General features: G+C 59.5%; 24 protein-coding genes and 1 pseudogene. 10 read left to right on the forward strand and 15 right to left on the reverse strand.

Annotated elements, in window-relative coordinates; translation table 11 throughout:
• Window positions 1-4 precede the first annotated feature (4 nt).
• Entirely contained in the window at window positions 5-442 is a 438-nt protein-coding gene (locus LMTR21_RS24015; protein WP_347339121.1) for a MarR family winged helix-turn-helix transcriptional regulator, read from the forward strand.
• Window positions 443-966: 524 nt separating this feature from the next.
• Here LMTR21_RS24015 and LMTR21_RS24020 read toward each other — a convergent pair.
• The 6 genes from LMTR21_RS24020 to LMTR21_RS24045 all read right to left on the reverse strand — a co-directional run bounded on the left by LMTR21_RS24020 (window position 967) and on the right by LMTR21_RS24045 (window position 5,728).
• A complete protein-coding gene (locus LMTR21_RS24020) occupies window positions 967-1,272 on the reverse strand; it encodes a hypothetical protein (protein WP_065755963.1) in 306 nt (101 codons plus the stop codon).
• Between the two features lie 410 nt (window positions 1,273-1,682).
• Window positions 1,683-2,060: a hypothetical protein gene (locus LMTR21_RS24025; RefSeq protein WP_065755964.1), complete on the reverse strand. Its 378-nt coding sequence runs from the start codon at window positions 2,058-2,060 to the stop codon at window positions 1,683-1,685.
• A 562-nt stretch (window positions 2,061-2,622) separates the two neighbouring features.
• The gene (tnpC, locus tag LMTR21_RS24030) at window positions 2,623-4,275 is read right to left on the reverse strand and encodes an IS66 family transposase (RefSeq protein WP_065756977.1); all 1,653 of its coding nucleotides are present in this window, start codon (window positions 4,273-4,275) and stop codon (window positions 2,623-2,625) included.
• 46 nt (window positions 4,276-4,321) lie between these two features.
• Window positions 4,322-4,669 (reverse strand): IS66 family insertion sequence element accessory protein TnpB, encoded by a 348-nt coding sequence (tnpB, locus tag LMTR21_RS24035; protein ID WP_065756978.1) that lies wholly within the window; start codon window positions 4,667-4,669, stop codon window positions 4,322-4,324.
• Window positions 4,666-5,067 carry an IS66-like element accessory protein TnpA gene (tnpA, locus tag LMTR21_RS24040; RefSeq protein ID WP_148636000.1) on the reverse strand — a complete coding sequence of 134 codons (402 nt, stop codon included), beginning with the start codon at window positions 5,065-5,067 and terminating at the stop codon, window positions 4,666-4,668. The genes tnpB (LMTR21_RS24035) and tnpA (LMTR21_RS24040) overlap by 4 nt, the downstream gene beginning before the upstream one ends.
• A 184-nt stretch (window positions 5,068-5,251) precedes the next feature.
• A complete protein-coding gene (locus tag LMTR21_RS24045) occupies window positions 5,252-5,728 on the reverse strand; it encodes an Lrp/AsnC family transcriptional regulator (RefSeq protein WP_065756983.1) in 477 nt (158 codons plus the stop codon).
• 1,073 nt (window positions 5,729-6,801) lie between these two features.
• Here LMTR21_RS24045 and LMTR21_RS24050 point away from each other — a divergent pair.
• The 6 genes from LMTR21_RS24050 (at window position 6,802) to tnpC (LMTR21_RS24070) (ending at window position 13,213) form a co-directional block, all read left to right on the forward strand.
• Complete coding sequence (locus tag LMTR21_RS24050; protein ID WP_065750578.1) at window positions 6,802-8,076, forward strand: IS256 family transposase; 1,275 nt, start codon at window positions 6,802-6,804, stop codon at window positions 8,074-8,076.
• Window positions 8,077-9,957: 1,881 nt separating this feature from the next.
• Window positions 9,958-10,452 carry a cyclic nucleotide-binding domain-containing protein gene (locus tag LMTR21_RS40995; RefSeq protein WP_065756971.1) on the forward strand — a complete coding sequence of 165 codons (495 nt, stop codon included), beginning with the start codon at window positions 9,958-9,960 and terminating at the stop codon, window positions 10,450-10,452.
• A 108-nt stretch (window positions 10,453-10,560) separates the two neighbouring features.
• Window positions 10,561-10,746, forward strand: a complete 186-nt coding sequence (locus LMTR21_RS41000) for a cyclic nucleotide-binding domain-containing protein (RefSeq protein WP_246174118.1) — start codon at window positions 10,561-10,563, stop codon at window positions 10,744-10,746.
• A 22-nt stretch (window positions 10,747-10,768) separates the two neighbouring features.
• Complete coding sequence (tnpA, locus tag LMTR21_RS24060; protein ID WP_148636000.1) at window positions 10,769-11,170, forward strand: IS66-like element accessory protein TnpA; 402 nt, start codon at window positions 10,769-10,771, stop codon at window positions 11,168-11,170.
• The gene (gene tnpB, locus LMTR21_RS24065; protein WP_065756978.1) at window positions 11,167-11,514 is read left to right on the forward strand and encodes an IS66 family insertion sequence element accessory protein TnpB; all 348 of its coding nucleotides are present in this window, start codon (window positions 11,167-11,169) and stop codon (window positions 11,512-11,514) included. The genes tnpA (LMTR21_RS24060) and tnpB (LMTR21_RS24065) overlap by 4 nt, the downstream gene beginning before the upstream one ends.
• Before the next feature lie 46 nt (window positions 11,515-11,560).
• The gene (tnpC, locus tag LMTR21_RS24070; protein ID WP_065756977.1) at window positions 11,561-13,213 is read left to right on the forward strand and encodes an IS66 family transposase; all 1,653 of its coding nucleotides are present in this window, start codon (window positions 11,561-11,563) and stop codon (window positions 13,211-13,213) included.
• Between the two features lie 909 nt (window positions 13,214-14,122).
• Here the strand turns inward: tnpC (LMTR21_RS24070) and LMTR21_RS24075 are convergent.
• The gene (locus LMTR21_RS24075; protein WP_084031030.1) at window positions 14,123-14,797 is read right to left on the reverse strand and encodes a 4'-phosphopantetheinyl transferase family protein; all 675 of its coding nucleotides are present in this window, start codon (window positions 14,795-14,797) and stop codon (window positions 14,123-14,125) included.
• A 468-nt stretch (window positions 14,798-15,265) separates the two neighbouring features.
• Window positions 15,266-15,511 carry a hypothetical protein gene (locus LMTR21_RS24080; RefSeq protein WP_245319843.1) on the reverse strand — a complete coding sequence of 82 codons (246 nt, stop codon included), beginning with the start codon at window positions 15,509-15,511 and terminating at the stop codon, window positions 15,266-15,268.
• A gap of 928 nt (window positions 15,512-16,439) precedes the next feature.
• Here LMTR21_RS24080 and LMTR21_RS41005 point away from each other — a divergent pair.
• The gene (locus LMTR21_RS41005; protein WP_246175723.1) at window positions 16,440-16,754 is read left to right on the forward strand and encodes a hypothetical protein; all 315 of its coding nucleotides are present in this window, start codon (window positions 16,440-16,442) and stop codon (window positions 16,752-16,754) included.
• Window positions 16,755-17,566: 812 nt separating this feature from the next.
• Here LMTR21_RS41005 and LMTR21_RS41490 read toward each other — a convergent pair.
• Window positions 17,567-17,698: a hypothetical protein gene (locus LMTR21_RS41490; RefSeq protein ID WP_283813505.1), complete on the reverse strand. Its 132-nt coding sequence runs from the start codon at window positions 17,696-17,698 to the stop codon at window positions 17,567-17,569.
• Window position 17,699: 1 nt separating this feature from the next.
• Entirely contained in the window at window positions 17,700-18,356 is a 657-nt protein-coding gene (locus LMTR21_RS24095; protein WP_057859050.1) for an FkbM family methyltransferase, read from the reverse strand.
• 475 nt (window positions 18,357-18,831) lie between these two features.
• Between LMTR21_RS24095 and gmd the strand changes: the two genes are divergently transcribed.
• Both gmd and fcl read left to right on the forward strand, forming a co-directional pair.
• Complete coding sequence (gmd, locus tag LMTR21_RS24100; RefSeq protein WP_141688669.1) at window positions 18,832-19,917, forward strand: GDP-mannose 4,6-dehydratase; 1,086 nt, start codon at window positions 18,832-18,834, stop codon at window positions 19,915-19,917.
• Window positions 19,898-20,851 (forward strand): GDP-L-fucose synthase, encoded by a 954-nt coding sequence (fcl, locus tag LMTR21_RS24105; RefSeq protein WP_065756762.1) that lies wholly within the window; start codon window positions 19,898-19,900, stop codon window positions 20,849-20,851. Before gmd ends, fcl begins: the two co-directional genes overlap by 20 nt.
• Before the next feature lie 149 nt (window positions 20,852-21,000).
• Here fcl and LMTR21_RS41010 read toward each other — a convergent pair.
• The 5 genes and pseudogenes from LMTR21_RS41010 to tnpB (LMTR21_RS24130) all read right to left on the reverse strand — a co-directional run.
• Window positions 21,001-21,261: pseudogene (locus LMTR21_RS41010) on the reverse strand (transposase); the annotation flags it as partial.
• A 554-nt stretch (window positions 21,262-21,815) separates the two neighbouring features.
• The gene (locus LMTR21_RS24115; protein WP_065756763.1) at window positions 21,816-23,180 is read right to left on the reverse strand and encodes a type II toxin-antitoxin system HipA family toxin; all 1,365 of its coding nucleotides are present in this window, start codon (window positions 23,178-23,180) and stop codon (window positions 21,816-21,818) included.
• The gene (locus LMTR21_RS24120) at window positions 23,177-23,455 is read right to left on the reverse strand and encodes a helix-turn-helix transcriptional regulator (RefSeq protein WP_084031034.1); all 279 of its coding nucleotides are present in this window, start codon (window positions 23,453-23,455) and stop codon (window positions 23,177-23,179) included. The genes LMTR21_RS24115 and LMTR21_RS24120 overlap by 4 nt, the downstream gene beginning before the upstream one ends.
• A 238-nt stretch (window positions 23,456-23,693) precedes the next feature.
• The gene (tnpC, locus tag LMTR21_RS24125; protein ID WP_148636002.1) at window positions 23,694-25,358 is read right to left on the reverse strand and encodes an IS66 family transposase; all 1,665 of its coding nucleotides are present in this window, start codon (window positions 25,356-25,358) and stop codon (window positions 23,694-23,696) included.
• A 47-nt stretch (window positions 25,359-25,405) separates the two neighbouring features.
• A complete protein-coding gene (tnpB, locus tag LMTR21_RS24130; protein ID WP_430642467.1) occupies window positions 25,406-25,726 on the reverse strand; it encodes an IS66 family insertion sequence element accessory protein TnpB in 321 nt (106 codons plus the stop codon).

Genomic DNA, 25,726 nt, shown 5'->3' on the forward strand with positions numbered 1-25,726 from the left:
ATTCATGTGGGAAATAAGATCGATCAATTTATGTCTGGAGGAACTTCGCCAATTCCGTGCCGATGTACTTGGAATTACTGGACCACAGTGGATGATCTTGATGGCCTTGACGGAGCTGGATAGAGAAAACGGTGTTCCGGTCAACGTGGTATCGAAACTTATGCACGTCGACCCTTCATTCGTCACGACCCAATCAAAGCTGCTGGAGAAGAAGGGCTTCCTGCGGCGTAGGACCTCCACAAGCGATGCCCGGGTCGTCCAGATGTCACTGACGGACAAGACTTGCAAGCATCTCGCTAGCGTCGCTGCACAACAGGAACTCCTCGATAAATTTGTTTTTGGTGATTTCGGTCTTCACGAACTGAGTGAGTTCGCTAATAGGCTCACTGCACTCAGGCATCGTCTAGAGAAAGCTCGCTTGAAAGTCGCCATGGAGTCCTGAGACCAAACGCATAATCCTTATGGCGCGTGTGAACGAATTCGAACCTTCATCTCCAGCTCCTCAGTCATGGGAGCAACGCGGCTGACGTGCAAGGCCATTGCCACGATCATTTTAACATATGTGAAGGCAGTGAAGATCGTGCGGCGTAATCTCGAAAACCCAGGGAGGCGAATTCATACTTTGTAATCGATTGTAACCTTGGGGGCCGCCGATCTACGATCGGCGGCTTTTCGCTAGGCATGAGCATGACCCTTCACGACGTCCCATTCGTGGTGGCGCTTATCTGGTTGGCCGCCCTTAGCGGCGGACTGATCCTCCTGTTTTTTGCGTGAGTGCCTTGACCAACGCGTCCCTTCCGGTGGTGCCATAATCGTCCGCCATGATCAGGAAAAGTCCAGGGTATTCGGTGGTGCATCATGGCCGCTGCGGTGCCGCCGGCTCACTGCTCGTGCGAGAAAAGCGCGGCGTTTGCTATTGGTCAGCAAGCGAGCCGGACTTAATCGGGCACGATGTCGTCGGCGCCATTAGTAAAAGTCATGCTCGGCAACATGCCAGTTCTCGTCCATCGAGGCCATGCATTCCTTCGTTATGGGCCGTCGAAGAGACCGCCGGAGGCTTTTCAGTTCCGCCAAGGCCTCGACCTCCAACTTTACAAAGCCGGCCAGCTTTCGGTCGTCCTCTCGGATCAATTGAACCTCGATCACCTTGAGACTTTCACCCCTGCTAAACTCAGTCCGGATGTCTTCCTTGATCTTGTCGACTTCTTTTTGGGCGAAGGCGGCGGGCTTGGGCCACAAGACCCAAGCTCCAATCGCAACGATTGCCGCCATTGTAAAAATCCGCGCGTCGTCATCGGACGCTCTTGCTGTAGTTGGCCAGTATAATGGTGATCATGTCCCCTGCCCTAACCTTCGACCCGGAGCCGGTCGCGGCCGCGAGATATAGGACCGTGAGTCCTCATGGAAGTGGGCCGCCAACGCGGTCCTAAATCGCTGGCGCGCCCCTGCTAATCACTTCCAATCGCTCTGCCATCGACAGAAGCGGTGAGCAGCATTCGCAGGAACGTATTCAGGACTTCCACTGTATCAATCCGGGCTACGACGGGAAGCTGTTGTAGCTGACGCATAGAGCTTCTCATTGCGGCTGGCTCACGCGCCAATCCAGATCTTTTAGCTGATCTTCTCGCATTTGCCTTCGGCCAGTTTAGTGGCTCGGCGGTGGCGCGATCGTTCCCGATCATTCAGCGCGACGGCATCGGCAGCTTGGGAAGTTTGGAAGGGTCAAATTTGGTCGGCCGCTCTTCGCTGAGGATGAGCGTCCCTTCGAGAACCACTCCCGGCACATGTTCCGCCGTCCCGACATACTTGCCTATCTTGCCGGGGCAGGTTCCCTCAAGCTTCAGCGTGAGGTCATCGGCGCCAAAGACGGATGCATGCCTTTCGCTGTGCCGTTTGATCGTTACGATCGCCGTGAACCGGTCCCCATCAACCTCGCAGGTGCCACTGTAGATCATGATGCTATCGCGGCCCCAGATTCTACCGTCCGCGACATGCGCGATGCCGGTGCCTTGGCCTCGTGGGGTTTTGAACCAAACGGCATAAGTTCCGTCCCTCAGCATAAGCAACCCGTTCTTCTGTATTCACAATAGCCGCAAGACTGTTCGGCCCGGCTTCCTAAAGACAGAGTTAATTCCGTCGGCCGTGCAACCAAGGGTGATAAGTCCTTCGAAGCGTTTCCCGCGGGCGATCTGTTCCGTGAGGAAGCCTTTACCCAACATGAAGGTCACCGTCATGTTGTTACCTGGAACAACAACGCCACGAGTTTCCCTAGAAGCGGTCTTCTCCAAGCCGGTCCACACCGCTGCCTTAGTGGTGCGGTCACGGCATTCCTGAAACGCAGTTTCCCGTCCGCTTCCGGCATCCGCCCCCTCGGTTAGCACTTCCGGAGCACGTGGACGCGCATCTCGGGGTGTGCGTTTGAACCTCTGGGCGATTTTGCTAACCGTCCGCTCTCTTGCTGAGGAACTCAGACAAGGGCGTAAGTCCCTGAAGAAGATTGTAACAACCACATGCCTTTTGCTCGAGGCTCTTGCGTTCATGGATCGTACGCATACGACGAAGGCCGCCGGATTGACGCATGCGCGGGAGCGCGGCGAGCACTATGATTGCGTTGCGTGCAGGTCAGGCGGCCTGCTGATCGGTGGGCTCGCTGGCCTGCCGCAAAAGCTTCCATTCCCAGGGCAGCAGTTCGTGCAGACGCGAAGCGGGAAGATCGGCGATACGGGCGAGGACATCGGCGAGCCAGGCCTTGGGATCGACGTCGTTGAGGCGACAGGTCGTGATCATGGTCAGCATGATGGCGGCGCGGTCGGCGCCGCGCAGGCTGCCGGCAAAGGTCCAGTTGCGCCTGCCCAACGCGATGCCGCGCAACGCTCTTTCAGCGGCGTTATTGCTGAGGCAGATCCTGCCATCGTCGAGGAAGCGGGCGAAGTCGTCCCAGCGCCTGAGCATGTAGTTCATGGGCTTCAGGACCTCGGAGGAGCGCGATAGGGTTTCCCGCTCGCGGAGCAGCCAGACGTGCATGTCATCGAGCAGCGGCTTGCTCAGCTCCTGGCGTACGGCACGCCGCTCGTCGGCACTGCGGCCGTTGATGGCGCGCTCGATCTCGAACAGGGCGTCAAGACGCCTGACCGCCTCCAGCGCGATCGGGGAGACCGGTTTGCCTTTCTGTGGGTCCCGGGCGGTTTTCTCGATGTCGGCCAGCTCGAAGAAGCCCCGCCGCGCATGGGCCAGGCAAAATGCCGGCGTGATCGGCATCGCTTTCCTTTGTGGGTCGAACAACGGATCGAAGCCGCTATAGCAATCCGCCTGCAGGATACCGGCGAAGGCGGCCAGATGCTTCTGGGGATGTTCGCCCCGTCGGTCGCTCGAGGCGTAATAGGCCGCCGCCGGCGGCGCAGGCCCACCGTAGGGCCGGTCATCCCGTACATAGGTCCAGATTCGCCCGGTCGTGCACTTGCTCTTGGCCAGGATGCGGATGGTGGTGTCGTCGCCATGAAGGCGATCAGCCGCGAGCACATGACGCTCGATCAGCTGGAACAGCGGCATGACGGCAAGGGTTCCGTGGCCGACCTGGTCGGCCAGTGTCGATAGCGGCAAATCGATCCTCTCAGCCTTAAAGCGCACGCTCTGGCGATTGAGTGGGATATGCATGCCGAACTTGTCGAACAAGATCGTCGCCAGCAGTTGCGGACCGATGAAGCCGCGCGGCGTGGCATGGAACGGTGCCGGCGGCTGGCTGATCTTCTCGCAATCGCGGCAGGTGAACTTTTCCCGCACCGTCTCGATCAGCTTGAACCGACGCGGGATCTCCTCCAACGTCTCGGTCACATCCTCGCCCAGCTTCGCCAGGCGCGATCCGCCGCAGCATGCACAGCTCGTCGGGGCCTCGATGACGACGCGCTCGCGTTCGATGTCGTCCGGCCAGGGCTTGCGCACCGGCCGCCGACGCGTGAAGGCGCGCACGCTCTGGCTTTTCGCCGCGGCGGCCTGAGCGGCAAGCTCGTCCTCGCTCGCCGTGGTGACAAGTTCTTCGAGCTCCAATTCCAATTGCTCGATCAGCCGCGCCGTGCGCTCGGAGCGCTGCCCGTACAGTTCGCGCTTGAGCTTCTCGATCCGCAGCTCAAGATGCACGATCAGCGCCTCGTTGGCCGACAGCTCCGCCCGCGCACTGGCGGCTACCGCCTCGGCTTGCAGCCGCGCCTCACGCTCGGCCTGCAGCGCCGCCAGGGCACTCACGAGGTCCGATGGAAGGTCGTCCGGCTTCGATGTCATGAAGCCATTGAATCAGATCACGTTGCAGATTCAAACCGTAAAACGGCTATCCGACCCGCGTTGGTCGCAGCGTATCTTGAGGGTTGCGCCAATCGATTCCGGACAACAGGTAGTTCATCTGCGCCGGTGAGATCGTCACTGCTTCGCCCGCAACCGTTGGCCAGATGAACCTTCCTCTCTCGAGTCTCTTGGTAAACAGGCATGCCCCCTGGCCATCGTGCCAGATCACCTTCACAAGATCGCTTCGGCGACCGCGGAACACGAACAGATGACCGCTGAGCGGGTCCTTGCGCAGCACCTCCTGCACTTGGAGTGCCAACGACGGAAAGCCTCGGCGCATGTCCGTGTAGCCTGTCGCGAGCCACACTCGCGCGCCCGTCGGAACCGGGATCATCGGCGTACCAAAGCATCGAGAACGCGACGCAGTGCGTCTCCATCAACGTCGCCATCGACCCGGATCCGGTGCCCGCTACCAAGATCAATCTCGATGATGCCCTGGCTCTTCCGTCGACGCGCCGCCGTCGTCGTCAACGGCGCTTCGGCCACCTCCGGCGGCGGCACAGACGGCCCAATCGCGACCGGCACGAACGGCGCTCTACTCGTTTCACCGTGCTTGCAAAGCTCTTTGCGCCACCTGAACAGCTGGCTCACATGAAGGCCGGCCAGGCGGGCCACCTCGGAAACGCTGGCTCCGGGCTCGAGCGATGCTGCAACGAGCCGCTCCTTCTCATCCTGCGACCACCGGCGCCGCCGCTCTACCGATGTGATCACCTCCGCACGCGAAATCGTCATAGCGCTTCTCCTAGGATTACCCCTAGGACCTGCAGCGATCGCGTTCGTCGAACAAGGCGGCCTTTGGCGGAGGGATACTCAATATGGACAAGCCGAGCAAATTCATCGGCGGTTCTATCGGTTAAGTGACGAAGAGCGCGAAACGCCTCAAAACGCGGAGTGAAACGCCTGCATCAGTGTGTAGTCAATTCCCGGATGGTGTCTCAACTGGAACAGCAAAGCCCGCCTTTACGCGATCCAATACGACCATAGTTTTAAAGCTCTTGATGTCCGGGTTCACATAGAAGAATCGCCGAGTGAACTCCTCATAATCTTCCATGGTGGGCGCGGTAACGTACAGGACAAAGTCCGCGTCGCCGGTGACGTAGAAGCCGTTGACGACCTCAACTGATGATCTGATGGCCTTCTTGAATCTATCGATTATATCTGAACGCTCTCGCTCCAGGGTCACCAGCACCAGCATTTGAATAGGTCTGCCCACCGCTTTCGGCGAAACGATTGAAACATCGGCCTCGATAATACCTTCCGAACGGAGCCTCTTCAGTCGGCGTTGACACGCGGTTGCAGAAAGCCCCGCCAGTGCGCCGATCACCTCGGAAGTTAGGCGGTTATTCTTTTGCACGATCTCGAGGATGCGGGCGTCTATCCGATCGTATCGCATAATCGGCTCCCCGGCCTTGATGTGAATTGCATCCCGAAAATCGTCCAAAATATAGCAATGCGATAAATTCAACAAATGCCGCGTGGGCGATCGCACCGTCCTGGCCGCTGGTGATGACTCTGCTCCGCCAGGAGTCGATCATCCTGCCGGAGTAAGATCTGTCATTGAACCTTAACGTCAACGTGTGAATGAGGCGTTACTGCGATCACCTGCTGCTCCCCATTTTCGGCAAAGATCGTTCGCTTTAAAGGAGCGCTTATGCTCAAAATTCAAGCTGGCTCTGCTTTGTCTATTGGCTTCCGGAGATTGCGGCCTCTCCGCTCTGACTTGCTGACGGATTTGCTCAAGGTGGCGGGCGATCGCGGGCTTCCGCGGGCAACGCGATTGCGCCAAAGACCGCGTGCAATGTTCACACCCTGCTTAAAACGTTGCTCCACGATGCGGGCCTTCTCCTCGCCTATCCATCGTCGTCGCCGCCGGCGCGCCGAGGTCACTCGAGTCAACGATAGCGATCAACATCCTGCCTGGTATCATGCATCGCATTTTCCACCATTTCACTTCCATTGATCAACTCAGTCTGGGCTGGATCCCAGGTGAGCCGAGGATAAGGAGGATAGGGCTCATGCGGGTTAGGTTTAGTTAGGTGTTGGCGGCACAGGCACTGAAGTTGACTTGAGCCTCAACGTGAAAGGAAATGTGGTCGCCAAAAGCCGCTCGAAAGCCGAACACTGTTCAGCCAGGCGTTGCTCGATGATTTTTCGCTGCTCATCAGGCAACTCGTTTTGAAGCAACTTACGATAACGCCAAATATCGTTTCGCACTGATTTCATCTCACTTAGGCTATCATCAATCGAACTACTCATGGATGTGGCACAGTGCGGAACTAACCCAAACTCGTCAACAGCGTCATCCTTCGGCGAAGCCGCGCGCCGTGGCTTCATTATGAGTTTTCAGGTGTGTTGGGGGTGAGAGGGGGGATGTCCCGGGGTTCTGTTGAATTTCTGAAGAGGTCGGCGTTGCCCCCCTTGAGCCGGTAGGCTCGGGGTGCTGATTCCACAAAGGAGAGCAACGCCATGACGAGAGATATCACACCGGCTGGTTCGCCGGCGACCGGGGCTGTGGACGAAGCGTTTGCAGAAGTGCGGGCGAGCTTCGATCGGTTCTGCCTTGCGGCAGGGATCGAGGCGCTCGGCACGATGATGGAGGCGGATGTCACGGCGGCCTGCGGGCCGCGCCACGGTCGCGACGCGGCGCGGCGGGCGCACCGTTGGGGCCGAACGCGGGGACGGATCGGCTTCCACGGCGGCAAGATCGAGGTCGAGCGCCCGCGGGTCCGGGGCCTGGACGGCCGCGAGGTCACGATCCCGAGCTGGGAAACGGCGGCGGAGGAGGACTGGCTTGGTCGCTGGGCGATGAACCTGATGCTGATCAATGTATCGACGCGCCGGTTCGGCCGCGCTGTCCGGCTGCCCGAGGGTGATGTGCCGGCACCGCCCGGATCGGGGGTTTCGAAGTCGGCGGCCTCGCGGAGGTTTGTGGCGCTGTCGGCGGCGCGGCTGGCCGACTTCATGGCTGCCGATCTGTCCGCGCTCGACCTTCTGGTGGTTCAAATCGACGGGCTGCATCTCGGCGACGATCTCGTGCTGGTCGCCGCGATCGGGGTCGACGGTGAAGGCAACAAGCATCCGCTGGCGCTGGTGGAAGGGGCAACCGAGAACGCCGCAACGGTTCAAGCCCTGCTGGACAACCTGGTCTCCCGCGGGCTCGCCCCGACGGTGCCAAGACTGTTCATCGTCGACGGCGCGAAAGCGTTGTCGAAGGCGATCCGCCGCACCTTCGGTTCGGCCGCCGCGATCCAGCGCTGTCAGATCCACAAGGCGCGCAACATCACGGAACGCCTGCCGAAAGAGCATCATGCGGCCACCCGTCGGGTGCTGCGCCAGGCCTGGGAGCTCGATGATGCCGACAAGGCTGAAAAATTGATCCGCAATCTCGCGCGTCGACTCGACCAGCAATGGCCCGGCGTAGCGGCCAGCATTCTCGAAGGCCTCGACGAAATCCTGACTGTCGTCCGGTTGAAGCTGCCGAAGGAGCTGCGTCGATCGCTCGCCTGTACCAACATCGCCGAGAACATGATGGGTACCATTCGCCGCGTCACGCGCAACGTCAAACGCTGGCGGGATGCCGGCATGGCCTTGCGATGGGTCGCGGCCGGCATGATCGAGGCCAACAAGGGCTTCCGACGATTGAAGGCGCATAAGCAATTGTCGGTTCTGCGTGCGGCCCTTCAAGCTCACCACGATCGCATGACGATCAAGCCCGTTGCCCACGTCACGAGAGCCGCGTAACATTCATTCCGCCAACGCCGGTCCGACGTAGTTCAACAGCGATCGGGACATCTCCGGTGAGAGGAAGATCAGGCCGACAGTGGCATCCATCTCACAAGGTAGCATCGATAGATGCAAGCCTCGCACGCCATCTCGGGGCCAGCACAGATCATAGGCCCTCAATCGAGCCAAAATGGAAGCTTAGCGTATGTTCTCCTCTAGCCGGGCATTGCGTAGTTAGCCTCCCTACATTGTCTTTACCGTTTCACCATGCGTCTTCGCCGCTTCCACCATACCCGCAGGTGAGGTGCAGCGATGCCAAGTCTGATGTGCACGTTCGGGGCGAAGCAGCTCGCTGAGCGCTTCGCGAGGATTGCTGAATTTAACGAATATCTAGATCTAGATTAATGCAATGAGCTGCGCATCTACGGTTAATTTCTGCGTTTTGGTGCTTTTTTTGGTGAATTCAAGCGGCTGGGACGCGTTGGGTTGCGTGTAGCAGCACTCCTGAAGTCGCCACTGCCAATACAGCCGGGGCCAACAAGCTTCAACGGACGAGCCATTTGTTGCCGACTGAGTTTGCAAGATGTCGATCTCGGCCGTCCTGTTTCAATCCGGAGCCATAGAAAAGCTCACTCTCCACATTTCTTCCGATCATCGTGGTATGGATGGAAGAGTGCACTATGAAATCGCTAGTTATTCGCTTTTTACTCGATCAGTCTGGAGCTACCCCATAGAATACGGTTGATAACGGCGGGCACAGCTGTCGCTGTCCACCGATTAACTCGGTTCGTCACCTTCGCTAGCGTATGTGCATGAGCCCCCGGTTCGATCATACATGGCGATTCGCGTGTCTCTTCGGCGTACATTTCGTCGCAGCGAGTTCGGGCTGCTTAGGCCCTGCTGCGAATGATACTCAGGCAAGCTGACGACGAACTGACGGGCAGGTGTCGTCCAGCTTAGAGGACGAAGGGCATCGGCCCAACGACCAGTTGATGGTGGCGTGCGCTTCACCACGATGGTCGAGCTTTAATCTTCGGTTCAATTTGATCATGCTGGCCGACGCTGCTTCACCTATCTCAGCCTTTGCTCTCAATTCTGCTGATCGGCGTGCGTGCGCGAACTTGCCGTCCCTGGTCCTTCTCCCACTACGGACGAGGCGCTCAAGCATTATCGCGGAGTTCTATGGCATCGAGAAGGACGTTCGTTGCTGTAGCGCCGAGGGCGCCGTCTCGTTAGGCAACAGAAAAGCCAGCCGCTGCTGGAATTCTTCGAGCGATGGCTCCGCGTAACGCTCGCCTTGGCAGGCTGAGGCGGCCTGGCGGACACCGCACTTGAGAAGCAGCTCGATGAGGGTATGAACGGATCATCTCGGCGCGTCGCGATACGTGGGGATAAGCCAATTGCCGCCCATCGGGCCCGCGACAAGAGAATAGCATTCCTTCATGGAATGAGCTGTCGAGCAAGCATTTTTCGATTGTCGCGAGAACATCAGAATTAATCTCGCGTCGCAAAAATGAACGTCGCGGAAGGGCACATGATAACTGTCGTGTGACCATCCGAAATGTTCCCTGCGGAGGTGCGTTTGCCGTAATGAGGCGGTTATCGCTCTGGCAGCGACCCCGCACCGGGCTAAAACGGCTGGCGTGCTTATCTGATGGCATGCGCGAGAAGGCAAAGAGGTGACGCTGACGGCTCGAAGACGAGTGCCTGCGCGCACCCTACGAGGACGGACAGGGAAGGTATTAAATCCGTCGAAGTAGGTCGCTCGAACGCGGAATTTAAGCCTCAGCGCCAGGCTCATTGCATTAATCAGGATGAAAGTGTCCTTACAGTCCCAATCAAGTTTTCGTTACGTATCAGCGAGGTGACCGCCGCATGTCGGGAGAGGGGGCCGCAATTATGACCGACCATGTGTCCACCGTCCGCGAAGCGCTCGACGGCTCAAGCGATGCAGCACTCACGAAGGTCTCCGGCAAACAGCCGATGCTCGACCGGCCTGTTAAGATGCGTCCTCGTACGCGCTCCTTTGTGAAAAATGCGATCCTCGCCAGTCTTTCTCTGCAAGACCTCGCGGCAATAGGCGAGTTCCTTGAGCCGATCGTGCTGAAAGAACGCATGATCCTGCAGGAGCCGAAAAAGCATCTTGATCACGTCTATTTTATTGAGTCGGGCCTCGTCTCGCTGAGAATTGTCGCGGCGGAAAGCATCCTTGAATCGGCGGTGATAGGACATTGGGGTGCGGTCGGCGCTTCGCTCTTAGTGGTAGGGCATATTTCGACGCACCAATCTGTTGTGCTCTTTCCCGGAAGTGCGCACAGGATCCGTGTCGAGGATTTGCGTCGAGTGACGAAGGAGCGTCCTGAAATCCGAGAACATCTTTTTCGGTACGTTTAAGGGCTGACCTTGCATTGCGCTCAGACGGGATTGTGTGGGGTTCGGCCCGAACGCGAACAGCGGCTCGCAAGCTGGCTCTGTTTAGCGAGTGATGCTCTGGACGCGCATGTGATTCCAGTCACCCATGACTACCTTTCGTTCGCGTTGGGATTACGCCGCGCCGGTGTAACCGAGACGCTAATCCGATTTGAAGAACAAAGGTTGATTCGCAAGATGCGTGGCGTCTTGCAGATCCATGGTATCCCTCCGCCAAAGGCCGCCTTGTTCGACGAACGCGATCGCTGCAGGTCCTAGGGGTAATCCTAGGAGAAGCGCTATGACGATTTCGCGTGCGGAGGTGATCACATCGGTCGAGCGGCGGCGCCGGTGGTCGCAGGATGAGAAGGAGCGGCTCGTTGCAGCATCGCTCGAGCCCGGAGCCAGCGTTTCCGAGGTGGCCCGCCTGGCCGGCCTTCATGTGAGCCAGCTGTTCAGGTGGCGCAAAGAGCTTTGCAAGCACGGTGAAACGAGTAGAGCGCCGTTCGTGCCGGTCGCGATTGGGCCGTCTGTGCCGCCGCCGGAGGTGGCCGAAGCGCCGTTGACGACGACGGCGGCGCGTCGACGGAAGAGCCAGGGCATCATCGAGATTGATCTTGGTAGCGGGCACCGGATCCGGGTCGATGGCGACGTTGATGGAGACGCACTGCGTCGCGTTCTCGATGCTTTGGTACGCCGATGATCCCGGTTCCGACGGGCGCGCGAGTGTGGCTCGCGACAGGCTACACGGACATGCGCCGAGGCTTTCCGTCGTTGGCACTCCAAGTGCAGGAGGTGCTGCGCAAGGACCCGCTCAGCGGTCATCTGTTCGTGTTCCGCGGTCGCCGAAGCGATCTTGTGAAGGTGATCTGGCACGATGGCCAGGGGGCATGCCTGTTTACCAAGAGACTCGAGAGAGGAAGGTTCATCTGGCCAACGGTTGCGGGCGAAGCAGTGACGATCTCACCGGCGCAGATGAACTACCTGTTGTCCGGAATCGATTGGCGCAACCCTCAAGATACGCTGCGACCAACGCGGGTCGGATAGCCGTTTTACGGTTTGAATCTGCAACGTGATCTGATTCAATGGCTTCATGACATCGAAGCCGGACGACCTTCCATCGGACCTCGTGAGTGCCCTGGCGGCGCTGCAGGCCGAGCGTGAGGCGCGGCTGCAAGCCGAGGCGGTAGCCGCCAGTGCGCGGGCGGAGCTGTCGGCCAACGAGGCGCTGATCGTGCATCTTGAGCTGCGGATCGAGAAGCTCAAGCGCGAACTGTACGGGCAGCGCTCCGAGCGCACGGCGCGGCTGATCGAGCAATTGGAATTGGAGCTCGAAGAACTTGTCACCACGGCGAGCGAGGACGAGCTTGCCGCTCAGGCCGCCGCGGCGAAAAGCCAGAGCGTGCGCGCCTTCACGCGTCGGCGGCCGGTGCGCAAGCCCTGGCCGGACGACATCGAACGCGAGCGCGTCGTCATCGAGGCCCCGACGAGCTGTGCATGCTGCGGCGGATCGCGCCTGGCGAAGCTGGGCGAGGATGTGACCGAGACGTTGGAGGAGATCCCGCGTCGGTTCAAGCTGATCGAGACGGTGCGGGAAAAGTTCACCTGCCGCGATTGCGAGAAGATCAGCCAGCCGCCGGCACCGTTCCATGCCACGCCGCGCGGCTTCATCGGTCCGCAACTGCTGGCGACGATCTTGTTCGACAAGTTCGGCATGCATATCCCACTCAATCGCCAGAGCGTGCGCTTTAAGGCTGAGAGGATCGATTTGCCGCTATCGACACTGGCCGACCAGGTCGGCCACGGAACCCTTGCCGTCATGCCGCTGTTCCAGCTGATCGAGCGTCATGTGCTCGCGGCTGATCGCCTTCATGGCGACGACACCACCATCCGCATCCTGGCCAAGAGCAAGTGCACGACCGGGCGAATCTGGACCTATGTACGGGATGACCGGCCCTACGGTGGGCCTGCGCCGCCGGCGGCGGCCTATTACGCCTCGAGCGACCGACGGGGCGAACATCCCCAGAAGCATCTGGCCGCCTTCGCCGGTATCCTGCAGGCGGATTGCTATAGCGGCTTCGATCCGTTGTTCGACCCACAAAGGAAAGCGATGCCGATCACGCCGGCATTTTGCCTGGCCCATGCGCGGCGGGGCTTCTTCGAGCTGGCCGACATCGAGAAAACCGCCCGGGACCCACAGAAAGGCAAACCGGTCTCCCCGATCGCGCTGGAGGCGGTCAGGCGTCTTGACGCCCTGTTCGAGATCGAGCGCGCCATCAACGGCCGCAGTGCCGACGAGCGGCGTGCCGTACGCCAGGAGCTGAGCAAGCCGCTGCTCGATGACATGCACGTCTGGCTGCTCCGCGAGCGGGAAACCCTATCGCGCTCCTCCGAGGTCCTGAAGCCCATGAACTACATGCTCAGGCGCTGGGACGACTTCGCCCGCTTCCTCGACGATGGCAGGATCTGCCTCAGCAATAACGCCGCTGAAAGAGCGTTGCGCGGCATCGCGTTGGGCAGGCGCAACTGGACCTTTGCCGGCAGCCTGCGCGGCGCCGACCGCGCCGCCATCATGCTGACCATGATCACGACCTGTCGCCTCAACGACGTCGATCCCAAGGCCTGGCTCGCCGATGTCCTCGCCCGTATCGCCGATCTTCCCGCTTCGCGTCTGCACGAACTGCTGCCCTGGGAATGGAAGCTTTTGCGGCAGGCCAGCGAGCCCACCGATCAGCAGGCCGCCTGACCTGCACGCAACGCAATCATAGTGCTCGCCGCGCTCCCGCGCATGCGTCAATCCGGCGGCCTTCGTCGTATGCGTACCATATTGATGAAGAAGGCTTCGAAAAGCTTCCGTGCTCCCTTTTGGTACGACAGCCAGCGATAGAGTCTGCCATACCCGCTACCTGAGCGCACGACCTCCAATTGATCAGCGGCCTTTGGTGAGTTGAGCCTCGCCCTTCGTTTGCTCAACCTCACGCATGAGGGTCCAAGGTCGGTACCTAACCTCGCGCCGATACGTTCAAGCAGCTCAATGCTGCCCCCGCTTCGCCGCCTGAGCATCGAAACTGAAATACATGCTGCCGATGCAACGTCGTCAAGCGTAAGTCCGCCCCCGAGCCGGGCACGCCGAATGGCAGCCCCCTCCTTTAATCGATCGGCGCGCTTGCTTCCGGACGGAAGCGTGTGCAGGCCAACGCGAAGCGCGACTCGGCAAACCGTCACCACCAGCTGATTATCCTGGCCTGCCGTTGCTTGAAGCTCGCCTACGTCGCTCTCACCAGATCGATGTTGCGCATCCCGCAGTTTCATAGCGGCTTGATATTGGCTCTAATGGCGCCACTGCTATTGCGACAATGGGCATCATCGCGCGAACCCGGATAACGGCAGTACTTGTGACTTGCCAGGCGATCCTTGGTTTCCTGGTCGAGAACACATGATTGACCGGCATCTCAGGTCGCATTCGATCAGAAAGGGCTCGGTGGAGGACCTTGTCTACTCGGATCAGGGGAACCGGGCGCTATGGAGTCACACATAGCTTCTTCGGAAACGCCTCTGCCCCACCCGCTACTAGAGCCGAAGGTCATTTCTTCAATTGCAAGGCAAACTCGATGAGGTCTCCTGTCGCCTTCCAGCATCTAGCAGGCGAGATGCATCACGCGCCTCGAAATCGCACGGCTAGTGCTGCAATTCCTCCGTCAAATGGGCGATAGATTCCATTTATGGTTCGACTGCCAAAACTAGTTGGCTTTTCCGGGTTGACAATCTCGGCCTCGAAGACCCCGCTCTGGTCATTCGTCCTGACACTGACATCTTGAAAATCCAAGAATTCACCAGTTGCCGGCGCATATGATTTGTATACGGCTTCCTTTATTGCGAGCAACAATTTCGGGCCGAAGCGACTGCTGGACCACTCCTTTCGCTCGATTTCGTCGCAGGTGCATACGAACGGCAAAAGGTCCGCTTCGAGCGGTTCTTGATCTTCAATGTCCAATCCCAGAGCGAGCACATTCTTGGAATTTCCGGCAACAGCTCCGCAATCAGACGAAGAGTGTGAAATGCTCCCGACGACCCCCGAAGGCCAAAGAGGAGCCCGATCCACTCTCGACAAAATCGGAACGGGAGCGAAACCCAGTTTACGCAGGGCCTCGTGAGCGTGATGCCGTCCCCAGGCGAACTCACGCCGACGACGAAGCGAGACGTTCCCCAACATGTCGTCTTCAGCGGGAAATGGGAGGGGAAACGCGTCATATATTGATCCGCCGGAAAAGCTGATGTCGTGTGCCAAAGCTGCACCGATAGCAGCCTCTAACGTCGTGAGCGTTTTCATAGTGGGCGACCCTTGTTCTGGAAAAGTGTGAAGGTGCAAATCTGAGCTTTCTTTACGATAGCAAACCTAAGACCGCAGGCCACTCAAGGCCCGCAGCGTCAAAGCCGAGGTCATGCTCTGCGACGCTCGATATTTCGACGGCAGGATCGGACCGATCGAGCGTGCATCGGACGAGCTCTGAGCTGACGCGACCAGCTTTCGAGATCGACAGCCCTCGCGCCACACCTGGCTGGCCGAATTGCATCACCATTGTCGGGGCTGTCGCAGAGTGCTCAGAGTGAACGGGTACGGCTTTGAACAAACGGTGAGGCAGAGATCGGGGCGGATTGGTACACTGCTTGTGGACCTCGAGCAGAATTATGTCGTCTATGTGCAATCTAACGCGTGGGGCCGACCCTCCATTATGATGTCGACCCACGAGGGCGACTTTGTGATGCGCGCACGTGCAACGAGCTCCATTCCGTTCGCTCACTGCATTTGATCCGTGCCGCGACCGATGAACTCGAGCACCGACTGCGCCTTGTGGATCTCACGTGCGATGCAATTGAAGATCCGGGTCGCAGATTCAAGTGTGACGACAAGTCCAACCCTCTCGCATGATAACTCAAAATGGTGCGCAACCTGTTCGTTGGTGGGTGCAATGCCACTTTGCAGCGAGCTCATCGCTAATGATGCGAGCATGTGCTCGACCACGTCTTTTTCGGCCTGAGTCAAGAAATGCTTCCTTCTGAATGTTGGCTCGCCTGTTATCGACGTTGTGGTCGCCCTCGAAAGACCGGCCTCAGCCGCTCCGCCTCCCGCGCCCTGTGTTGCCTCGAGGGTCACATCATGCGCCTCACGAAACTTGGCGGGAGACAACTTCCGTCGATTTCCAGGATCCACGGGAGGCAGAGCAAGGCTCAAAGACGACCTTGCGCATACGATTCCGAAGGTTCGAGACATTTGCCAGATCCGCAGCCTCACCGATTGGGCGCTTCGCCGTGACACGAACTCAAAAACTGTGGCGTCGACTTCTGCACGCATAGCTGGATCCGCAAGTACACGAACATGGTGACCATGCCGGCGCAACAGCCGGGCAGCGGTGAGCAGTAGCCTGAGGTTTCCCAACGTTCCGCGCGAAACAAGGGATAGCGCAAGACTTCACAGAGATTTAAGCTCCTTCGCAGTGGTGCCGCACTTCTAAGAAACACGCGCGCTCGCCACTTGCTACAACGATCGGCTGCACGTGCGCGACCCTAAGAAGACCGTAACGTGCCACGCGGCCCAGCCAGTGCGGCGCACGCTTCACCCACATGGGCGACTCTGCCTTACGGAAGGCCGGCCGCCCCAACCGCTTGCACGGACTGATCTAGCTCCCACGTCGCACCACTACGAGCCTTCTTGGATTTGTAGATCTTCGATCCTTGACTCCGATCTGTTTCGACCTGCCATCACGCGAAGTGACTCAGCCTCTCGAAGACGCACACTGACTGAAAGCGTGCTCTCCAAGACACGAAGCTCTCAATGCTAACGTCCGTGGCACTCAAATTTGAGCTGCAAATGATGGGCTTTGGTCAACATTTTTCAAGCCTACAACCTGACGCCACGTGAGATTCAAGCTGTTTTGTCGGGCTTGCGGCCTTTCGAGATTTGGGTACCCGATGTGCGGTCTACATCTTTCCGCAAGCAGCCTCATCGTCGGTCACTTGCTGTTGCAGCCAGCGGCCATGCCGCAACATCAGGCTCATCGACGACGCGTCCGACCTGGATTGATAAGGCGCGGCGAGATCTGGGCCGTCGCTTGCGGCAAGAATTATGCAGGCAAGTCGCGCCAACTCGTCATCGTGCAGGAAGGCAGTTTCAATCTCACCGACTCAATCACCACTTGCGCCTTCACCACCTATCCGACGGATGGCCGTTGTTCCGGCTCATCATCGAGCTGAATGGGTGCAACGGCTGCTCGCGACATGCTGACTGATGGTAGACAAAATCACAACCGCTCCCAACGCCAAAGTCGGCAGGCGTGTTGGTCGTCCCATCGACGAGATATCGACGGCTCAATCAGCGATGATGGTGTTCCTCGCATGGCCGTATCACCTAGCAACAAAAAGCGAAGTTGTGGCCGCTGCCAAAACCGCCAATCCGCGCATAGGTAGCCCTTTATCAGCAGGGAAGGACGCCTCAACGCTCAACACGAGATCCGGCTAGCCACCCTTGCCTATCATTAGTGTCCGTGCCTTTGTGCCAGTCACCTAGTTTGCGCTAGCGTTTCAACCATGGTTTTAAGAAATTATCTGCATAAAGGAGGGCAAAGCGGATGGTTGTCATTGGCAGCGGCCGATTTTAGGAAAATAAGTGCGGTGAAGGGATCCACTATTCCCCCAATATAGAGGGTAGCTCCGCAAGAAGACCGCCGGAAGACCATTATCAAGGCCTATCGCAAAGCGTAGCCAAGAATGTATGCCGCTGTTGCCGGCGACTTCTGCTATCCCCGCCCTGTCGTGAAGAAATAAGCGCGATCTCCGACAAAGGAGTTCGCGGCCTCCGAGGCGAAGTCCGCGACACCAGCGATGAAGAACTCCCGCCGGCGAACAGGACTTAAAGCACTTCGAAGCGGTTCACCGACACCTATTTCAGTTTGTCTAGAATTGGGCGGGAGAAAAATATGGCTGTCCGCATATCGAAGGACAGCACCACGTTCTGCTATCCATTCAAGGGAGCTTTCCAGCTCTTATCGAAGAGCTGATCGCAGGCAGTTGAGGAGCCGGAACCGTGGCGTCCTTCTCTCGATCAGTTCTGTTCATCCTCTTCGTCGTGATCCTGCTCGCCGACCGAACTGCAAGTAAGTACGATCAGCGTTCTCCCATGTTGGCCGAGGCCGACCATGTCTTCGGCGGCCTTGTACACGCGCTCAAAGCTCATTCTACAGGCTCGTGTTCCTAAGCAAGACATCACCCTCGGCTCCATGGGGATACTGCGTCACGACTTCGAACGATGGTAGCAAGTCAAGAATTGCTTGCAGGGACTTCTGCCCTTCATAGAGCTCCTGGTCGCTGTATTCAGTGTAGATGAAGCGCGTGTTGCTCAAGCTATGCCTGCCGCCAGCGATCACATCGGACTCGGCTCCCTGCACGTCCATCCAAATGAAATCGATGCGTTTTAATTTCGCCTCACTGCACCAGTCATCCAAGCGTCGAGTTTCAACTGAGATGGGATGATCAAACCGAACCCATTCATATTCCACGAGATGATTCTTGGGCCGGCGTATCGAGCCAGAGAGATCCCAGTCCTTCGCATCTCCATTTCCATTGCTTGGATGGAAATCGATCCTGCCATTTCGGTCGGAGACCGCGATCTCAAATAGCTTCACTTTGTCGAGGTACCGATCCATGTTTTTCTTGAAGCGAGCAGCCGCTCGGGGATCTGGCTCAAAGCAGTAGAGCTGAGCCTGCGGGCAGAGCTCGAGAAACTTTCGCGTATCGGTTCCGTCGTTGCAGCCGATGTCCAAGATAACGGGATCCGGCTTTTGAAGAAGACCAACAATCTGCTGATGTACTGTTAAGGAAGATGTGGGTTCCATGGAAATATGCACTCTCTTAGAGGAGGCCCTGCCGAAGCCTAGCAGCAGTCCTGTCGAGAACTTTTGGAGCGCTCGGCAGCTGCCTACTCAGGGGCTCGCTAAGGTCCGTTGAACTTTGTCTTTGAATTCTCGATTACACGCACGCCCCTCCTGCGCAATGTATATCAATGTATATATAGTGCATGTGCCGGCGTAACGATAAGCGGATGGATTATGTGCGCCACTCGATCAACTCGTGCCTTTTGAAATGCGGTCGCCGGCGCATCGCGGGCTCTTCAACAGGCGCGTCGTACCATGTCATTGCTGCCGAAATCAAAGTGGCTCGTCACAATCGCACCACAGCATAAGGCAAAAGGTAGGCTCCAGCATTGAATGCCAGGTCGATGCTGACTCTGCGGCCTACTGCTTAATTTGAATCGACTTTCAGTTAGGCTTCGCAAAAGACGGCCCTCCCTTACGCGTAACCGGAGAGAGAATGACGGCCCTGGACTCAAAGCGGCGCGTGGCGCTGATCACCGGCGTCACCGGGCAGGATGGCGCCTATCTTGCCGAATATCTGCTCGGCCTTGGCTACACCGTGCACGGCGTGAAGCGGCGCTCGTCCTCGTTCAATACCGCGCGCATCGATCACATCTACCAGGATCCGCATTCGCGCAACGTGCCGTTCCTGCTGCATTACGGCGACATGACCGACTCGACCAACCTGATCCGGCTGATGCAGCAGATCAGGCCGACCGAGATCTACAACCTCGCCGCCCAGAGCCATGTCGGCGTAAGCTTCGAAAGCCCGGAATACACCGCCAATGCCGACGCCATCGGCGTGCTGCGGCTGCTGGAAGCGATCCGCATTCTCGGCATGGAGAAGGAGACGCGGTTCTATCAGGCCTCGACTTCGGAGCTCTACGGTCTGGTCCAGGAAGTGCCGCAGAAGGAGACCACGCCGTTCTACCCGCGTTCGCCCTACGGCGTCGCCAAGCTGTACGGCTACTGGATCACGGTGAATTACCGCGAGGCCTACGGCATGTTTGCCTCGAACGGCATCCTGTTCAACCATGAGAGCCCGATCCGCGGCGAGACGTTCGTCACCCGCAAGATCACCCGCGGCGTCGCCCGCATCGAGGTTGGCTTGGAAGACACGCTCTATCTCGGCAACCTCGACGCCAAGCGCGACTGGGGACATGCGCGCGACTATGTCGAGGGCATGCACCGGATATTGCAGGTCGATGCCCCCGACGATTTCGTGCTGGCGACCGGCGAGACCCATTCGGTGCGCGAATTCGTCGAACTGGCGTTCGCCGAGGTCGGCCGTCGCATTGAGTGGCGCGGCAAAGGCGTCGAGGAGACCGGCGTCGATGCGAAGTCCGGCAAGACCTTGGTCCGCATCGATCCGACCTATTTCCGGCCCACTGAAGTCGACCTTCTGATCGGCGACGCCAGCAAGGCGCGGGACAAGCTCGGCTGGAAGCCCAAGATATCCTTTGCCCAGATGGTCAAGGAAATGGTCGCAGGCGACCTAGAGGATGCGCGGCGGGAGGTAGCCAATGGCAAGCATTCCGTTTGAGTTGAAGGGCAAGACGATCTACGTCGCCGGCCATCGCGGCATGGTCGGTTCCGCACTGGTGCGCCGGCTGGCGCGTGAAGACGTCGAACTGCTGACAATGAGCCGCAATGAGCTCGACCTGCGCGACCAGGCGGCGGTCAACCAATGGTTCGCCGACAACCGTCCGCAGGTGGTGTTTCTGGCGGCGGCCAAGGTCGGCGGCATCGTCGCCAACAACACGCTGCGCGCCGAATTCCTCTACGACAATCTGGCGATCGCTGCGAACGTGATCCACGCCGCACACGTCCATGGCGCCGAGAAGCTGATGTTCCTGGGCTCGTCCTGCATATACCCCAAGCTCGCGCCGCAGCCGCTACGCGAAGATTTCATGCTGATCGGCCCGCTGGAGCCGACCAACGAGCCCTATGCGATTGCCAAGATCGCCGGCATCAAGATGGTGGAGGCCTATCGCAGCCAGTATGGCGCCGATTTTATCAATGTCATGCCTGCCAATCTCTACGGCTGTGGCGACAATTATCATCCCGAATACAGTCATGTCCCCGCCGCGCTGATCCGCCGCTTCCACGAAGCGAAGCAGTCCGGCGCCAAGGAGGTCGTGGTGTGGGGGACCGGCACGCCGCGGCGCGAATTCCTCTATGTCGACGACCTCGCGGATGCCTGCATCCATCTGATGAAGACCTATTCGGATCACGAACTGGTCAATATTGGCACCGGCGAGGACATCATGATCGCTGAATTCGCGCGCGTGGTCGCCGCAACTGTCGGCTACGCCGGCGAGATCAGTTTTGACACCTCGCGCCCCGACGGCACCCCGCGCAAGCTGCTCGACGTCAGCCGGTTGGTCAAGCTCGGTTGGCGTGCCACGACGCGGCTCGAAGACGGCATCCGGCTTGCCTATCAGGCGTTCCTCAGCGAGCACGCCGTAAACGCTTAAGCCCGCCTCGCGCGAGGCGGGCGAAGCAGCATTGCCGCGGCAAGGTTTCGCGCTCCTTTCGCCGAAAATCTGTACCCATTTTTCCAGATCATGCTTTAGGATGCTCGCGTGGTGCGCCCGCCGCGCGAGCGAGCCGGTCAACGCGTAGAGAATATTGCTCCACACGCCTTGCCGCTCCAGCGGTTGAAGCGGTTGTAAATCGTTGTGTACGGCCCGTAGTCTGGCGGACACTCTCGCCAGCGTGCGCCCGATCGCAGCATTGGAGAATCCCGCTGATCACGCGCCGGTCATCCCGCGGTGCGCCCCCGGCCGCCCGCGTGGCAACAGCGGCTGATCCGCTTCCACTCCAACTCGCTCAGCCAGTACCGTTGCTTCGCCCCCTTCGCTTGGGAGAAGTTTGAATCACAAATCAGCCCAGACCGGAATCTTTATTGAGTACAGACCCTAGCGGCGGTGAGACTGCCCCGGCGGGGAGCTCGCCCTCAATAGGCTTTTCGGAGCGATGACGCGGCAGCGACAGGCGGATCGTCGACTCACACCGCCCTCTAGGGGCCAAAAATCGAAATTGAGGCGCGTTCGGTTACGTCGCGGCGCACGCTTCGTTCGGTGAGCCTGCCGTTGCGGCGACAACGCGATCACCGGGGCCTTGCTCGAAGCGGCTTCGACCAGCTCGGGTTTCTCCGGCTCTTCCGCTTGCGAATGTTCTAGCACCTCCAGAATCGCGCGACCGTCGTTCATGATGCGCTTCTCTTCAGCTGGCCGACGTCCAAATGCTGACTGAAGGTGTCGATATCTGGCGCGAGAGCAGTCAGACGCTTCATGCGTGCGACCAAATCCGATCCACTCGTTTAGAAGATCTCGAGATATTGCTTTACGGCCTAGATCGTGGCGTGCCCCTCGTGCTGCCCCAAGGTCGAAGGCTAAGCTTAACCTCATCCCCCGCGACGCAGTTCTGCAAAAATGTTCACGAGAATCCTGGGGGACGCGCGGCGGCCACGGGATCCAGGTCCTTTTCGGGCTCGTCCTCGGCACCGCTTTTCAGATTCCGTAGCATGTCGCGGCAATAGCCGGCGACGTAGTCCGAGATTTGCTGGTAGACCGGAGACTTCTTCAGCGCGTTCAACTCTTCGACGACGGACGGCAGCGCATCGAGGACAGCCTGAGACAATTCGCCGACGCGCCGCCTCACCTGCGCGCCGGAAAGGTGGTTTTCCTTCGCCATCCGATCCCAATGTCGGGCGTAGATGTCGTGACCGCGGTTCTTGCCGGCGATCTTCATCGCCAGGTTTCGCGTGACGTCCGGATAAATATCGCCGTTCATGACGTCGTAGAGCGGCGCCATGGAGGCGGCGCCGCTCGGCTGCAGCAGCAGCGAATAGTTCTTCGAATGCGCATCGACGTTTCCGCAGAGAACGTTGAAGACAAAGAAATCGACGAAGCGGGCGGCGTTGAAGGCGCCTGCCTGCGTGTTCCGCAGGACGTCAAAGCAGTCTTTCAGGGTCGGCCCACGCAGCTTGGTCGCCAGATTGGATTCGTATTTGGTCGATGGGATGTGCCCCGTGGCCTGGCAGAAATCCTCCTGATGGATTCTGCGGAGGCTGCGCCCGTGAGGCTCGCGGTCGTAGCGCTTCACCAGCAGGTAATCAAGATCCTCCGCGTTTCCGATCGTACATTCGGCGACGGGCAGCTTCACCTTGGCCGCCAGGCGAAGGCAGAAGGCCTCGTTCTCGACGGCGTTGCTGAAGTGCTTGTTGGCCGGCTTGAGGATATGCGTGGTCGGCGCGCCGTCGAGCGCGAGGCCGATGCCGCCGTCCGGATACTGAACTACAGGAAGCTTGTCCTGCTCGCCGGCCAAAGACATGTGGATGCCCTCCTCGCCCACGAGAAGCGGCTTCTCCGGAAGGCGCCGAATGGCGGCAGCGAGCTCCGCTTCGGTGAGCCGCTTGTAGCGCGGCGCCCGCTTCGGCCGCTGGTCGGCGGGCCGATAGACTTCGAGTGCGCCCGGAAGATCTTCTCCCAACTCCCCAAGGAGCGCGAACACATTCGCCTCCGGAATCTTGAGGATGGTGCCCACCATCCTCAGCGTCCGGCCTTCTGGCAGTAGGTTCAAAAACCATCGGTACACGACGTCCGGCTCGTGAACGCGCTGAGCGAGCGGCATGCGGGTCGAGACGGCGAACGCCCGAGGATGCTTCACCCACGCTTCATCGTAGACGAACTCGATGTCCTGGATTTGGTCCGAGCGCCGGCGCAGCAGCCCGACGAGCTTGTCGCCGCACCGGACTTCCAGGGTCTCGCCGGCGCCGCCCGCTTTCGGTTTGGTCGTCATGAAGGCGTGAAGTTATCAGGGTCGAAGGTTTCGGATTCCTCGCTGGCCGAGCGAGCCGCCGGCACAGGGCTCATTTCCGCCGTCAGCCGAATGCCGAGCGCCTGCAGCAGGCGGAGGACCAGACCGACCTGGCTTGTCTCCTTGCCATTCTCGATGTCGACGATAAACCGGACGCCGACGTTCGCTGCCAAGGCGAGGTCCTGCTGCCGGAGACCTAAGGAGGTCCGCCGGTTCCGGATCGTCTGGCCGAGTTCTGAGGTGGTCGTGATGGTCATGATCATCTTCCCCGAGCGGGAATATTAGCCCCGGCAGGGCGTGCAGGAAGCCTGAATTTACCGACCGGGAAAACCCCGGTAAAGATTGGGTTCCAGCGGACAAAATTTCCCGACCGGGAAAAGATCTACTCAGAACTGGCTGCGGGACAGTCAAATTTACCGTACGCATACGACGAAGACCGCCTGATTGACGCATGCGCGCGGGCGCGGCGGGCTCTATGATGGCGTTGCGTGAAGGTCAGGCGGCCTGCTGACCGGCGGCTTGGCGCAGGAGTTTCCATTCCCAGGGCAGCAGTTCGTGCAGACGCGAAGCGGGAAGATCGGCGATACGGGCGAGGACGTCGGCGAGCCAAGCCTTGGGATCGACGTCGTTGAGGCGACAGGTCGTGATCATCGTCAGCATGATGGCGGCACGGTTGGCGCCACGCTGGCTGCCGGCGAAGGTCCAGTTGCGCCTTCCCAATGCGATGCCTCTCAATGCGCGCTCAGCACAATTGTTGGTCAAGCAGATCCTGCCATCGTCGAGGAAGCTGGCGAAGTCGTCCCAGCGCCTGAGCATGTAGTTGATCGGCTTCAGGACATCGGAGGAGCGCGAGAGGGTTTCGCGCTCACGCAGCAACCAGGCGCGCATGTCATCGAGAAGCGGCTTGCTGTTTTCCTGGCGCACGGCGCGCCGCTCGTCGGCGCCACGGCCGTTGATGGCGCGCTCGATCTCGAACAACGCATCGAGGCGCTTGACCGCCTCCAGCGCGATCGGAGAGACCGGCTTGCCCTTCTTACCTTCCCGAGCATTTTTCTCGATGTCAGCCAGCTCGAAGAAGCCCCGCCGCGCATGGGCAAAGCAAAACGCCGGCGTCATCGGCAGCACCTTCTTCTGCGGGTCGAACAGCGGCTCGAAGCCGTTGTAGCAATCGGCTTGCAGGATACCGGCGAAGGCGGCCAGATGCTTCTGGGGGTGCTCGCCTCGTCGGTCGCTCGAGGCGTAATAGACCGCCGCCGGCGGCGCAGGCCCGGCGAAGGGCCGGTCATCCCGCACATAAGTCCAGATCCGCCCGGTCGTGCACTTGCCCTTCGCCAGGATACGGATGGTGGTGTCATCGCCATGCAGGCGCTCGGCCGCGAGCACATGGCGTTCGATCAAGTGGAAGAGCGGCATGACGGCGAAGGTCCCGTGGCCGACCTGGTCGGCCAGCGTCGACAGCGGCAGGTCGATCCCTTCGGCCTTGAAGCGCGCACTCTGGCGGTTGAGCGGGATATGCATACCGAACTTGTCGAACAGCATCGTCGCCAGCAATTGTGGGCCGATGAAGCCGCGCGGCGTCGCATGGAACGGCGCCGGCGGCTGGCTGATCTTCTCGCAATCGCGGCAGGTAAATTTCTCCCGTACCGTCTCGATCAGCTTGAAGCGCCGCGGGATCTCCTCCAGCGTCCCGGTCACATCCTCACCGATCTTCGCCAGCCGCGATCCACCGCAGCAGGCACAGGTCGTTGGAGCTTCAATGACGATGCGTTCGCGTTCGATGTCGTCCGGCCATGGCTTGCGCACCGGCCGCTTGCGCATGAAGGGGCGGACGTTCTGCGTCTTCGCCGCGGCGGCCTGCGCGGCAAGCTCATCCTCGCTCGCTGTGGTGACGAGTTCTTCGAGCTCCAACTCCAGCTGCTCGAGCAGCCGTGCCGAGCGCTCGGAGCGCTGCCCGTACAGTTCGCGTTTCAGCTTCTCGATCCGCAGCTCGAGATGCGCGATCAGCGCCTCGGTATCCGACAGTTGCGCCTGCGCATTCGCGGCTTGCGCCTGCCAGTTGGCAGCCACCGCCTCAGCTCGCAGCCGTGCCTCACGCTCGGCCTGCAGCGCCGCCAGGGCACTGACGAGGTCCGATGGAAGATCGTCCGGCTTCGATATCATGAAGCCATTGAATCAGATCAAGCAGCAGATTCAAACCGTAAAAGCGGCTATCCGACCCGCGTCGGCCGATGGGTTTCTTGTGGGTTACGCCAATCGATCCCGGACAGCAGATAGCTCAACTGCGCCGGCGAGATCGTTACCGATTCACCGGCAACCGATGGCCAGATGAACTTTCCTCTCTCGAGTCTTTTTGTGAACAAGCAGGCTCCCTGGCCATCGTGCCAGATCGCCTTCACAAGATCGCTGCGGCGACCGCGGAAGACGAACAGATGACCGCTGAGCGGGTCTTTGTGCAGCACCTCCTGCACTTGGAGTGCCAGCGACGGAAAGCCTCTGCGCATATCCGTGTAGCCTGTCGCGAGCCACAC

Origin of the sequence: Bradyrhizobium paxllaeri (assembly GCF_001693515.2) — a bacterium.
In the GTDB taxonomy this organism is placed as follows: domain Bacteria; phylum Pseudomonadota; class Alphaproteobacteria; order Rhizobiales; family Xanthobacteraceae; genus Bradyrhizobium; species Bradyrhizobium paxllaeri.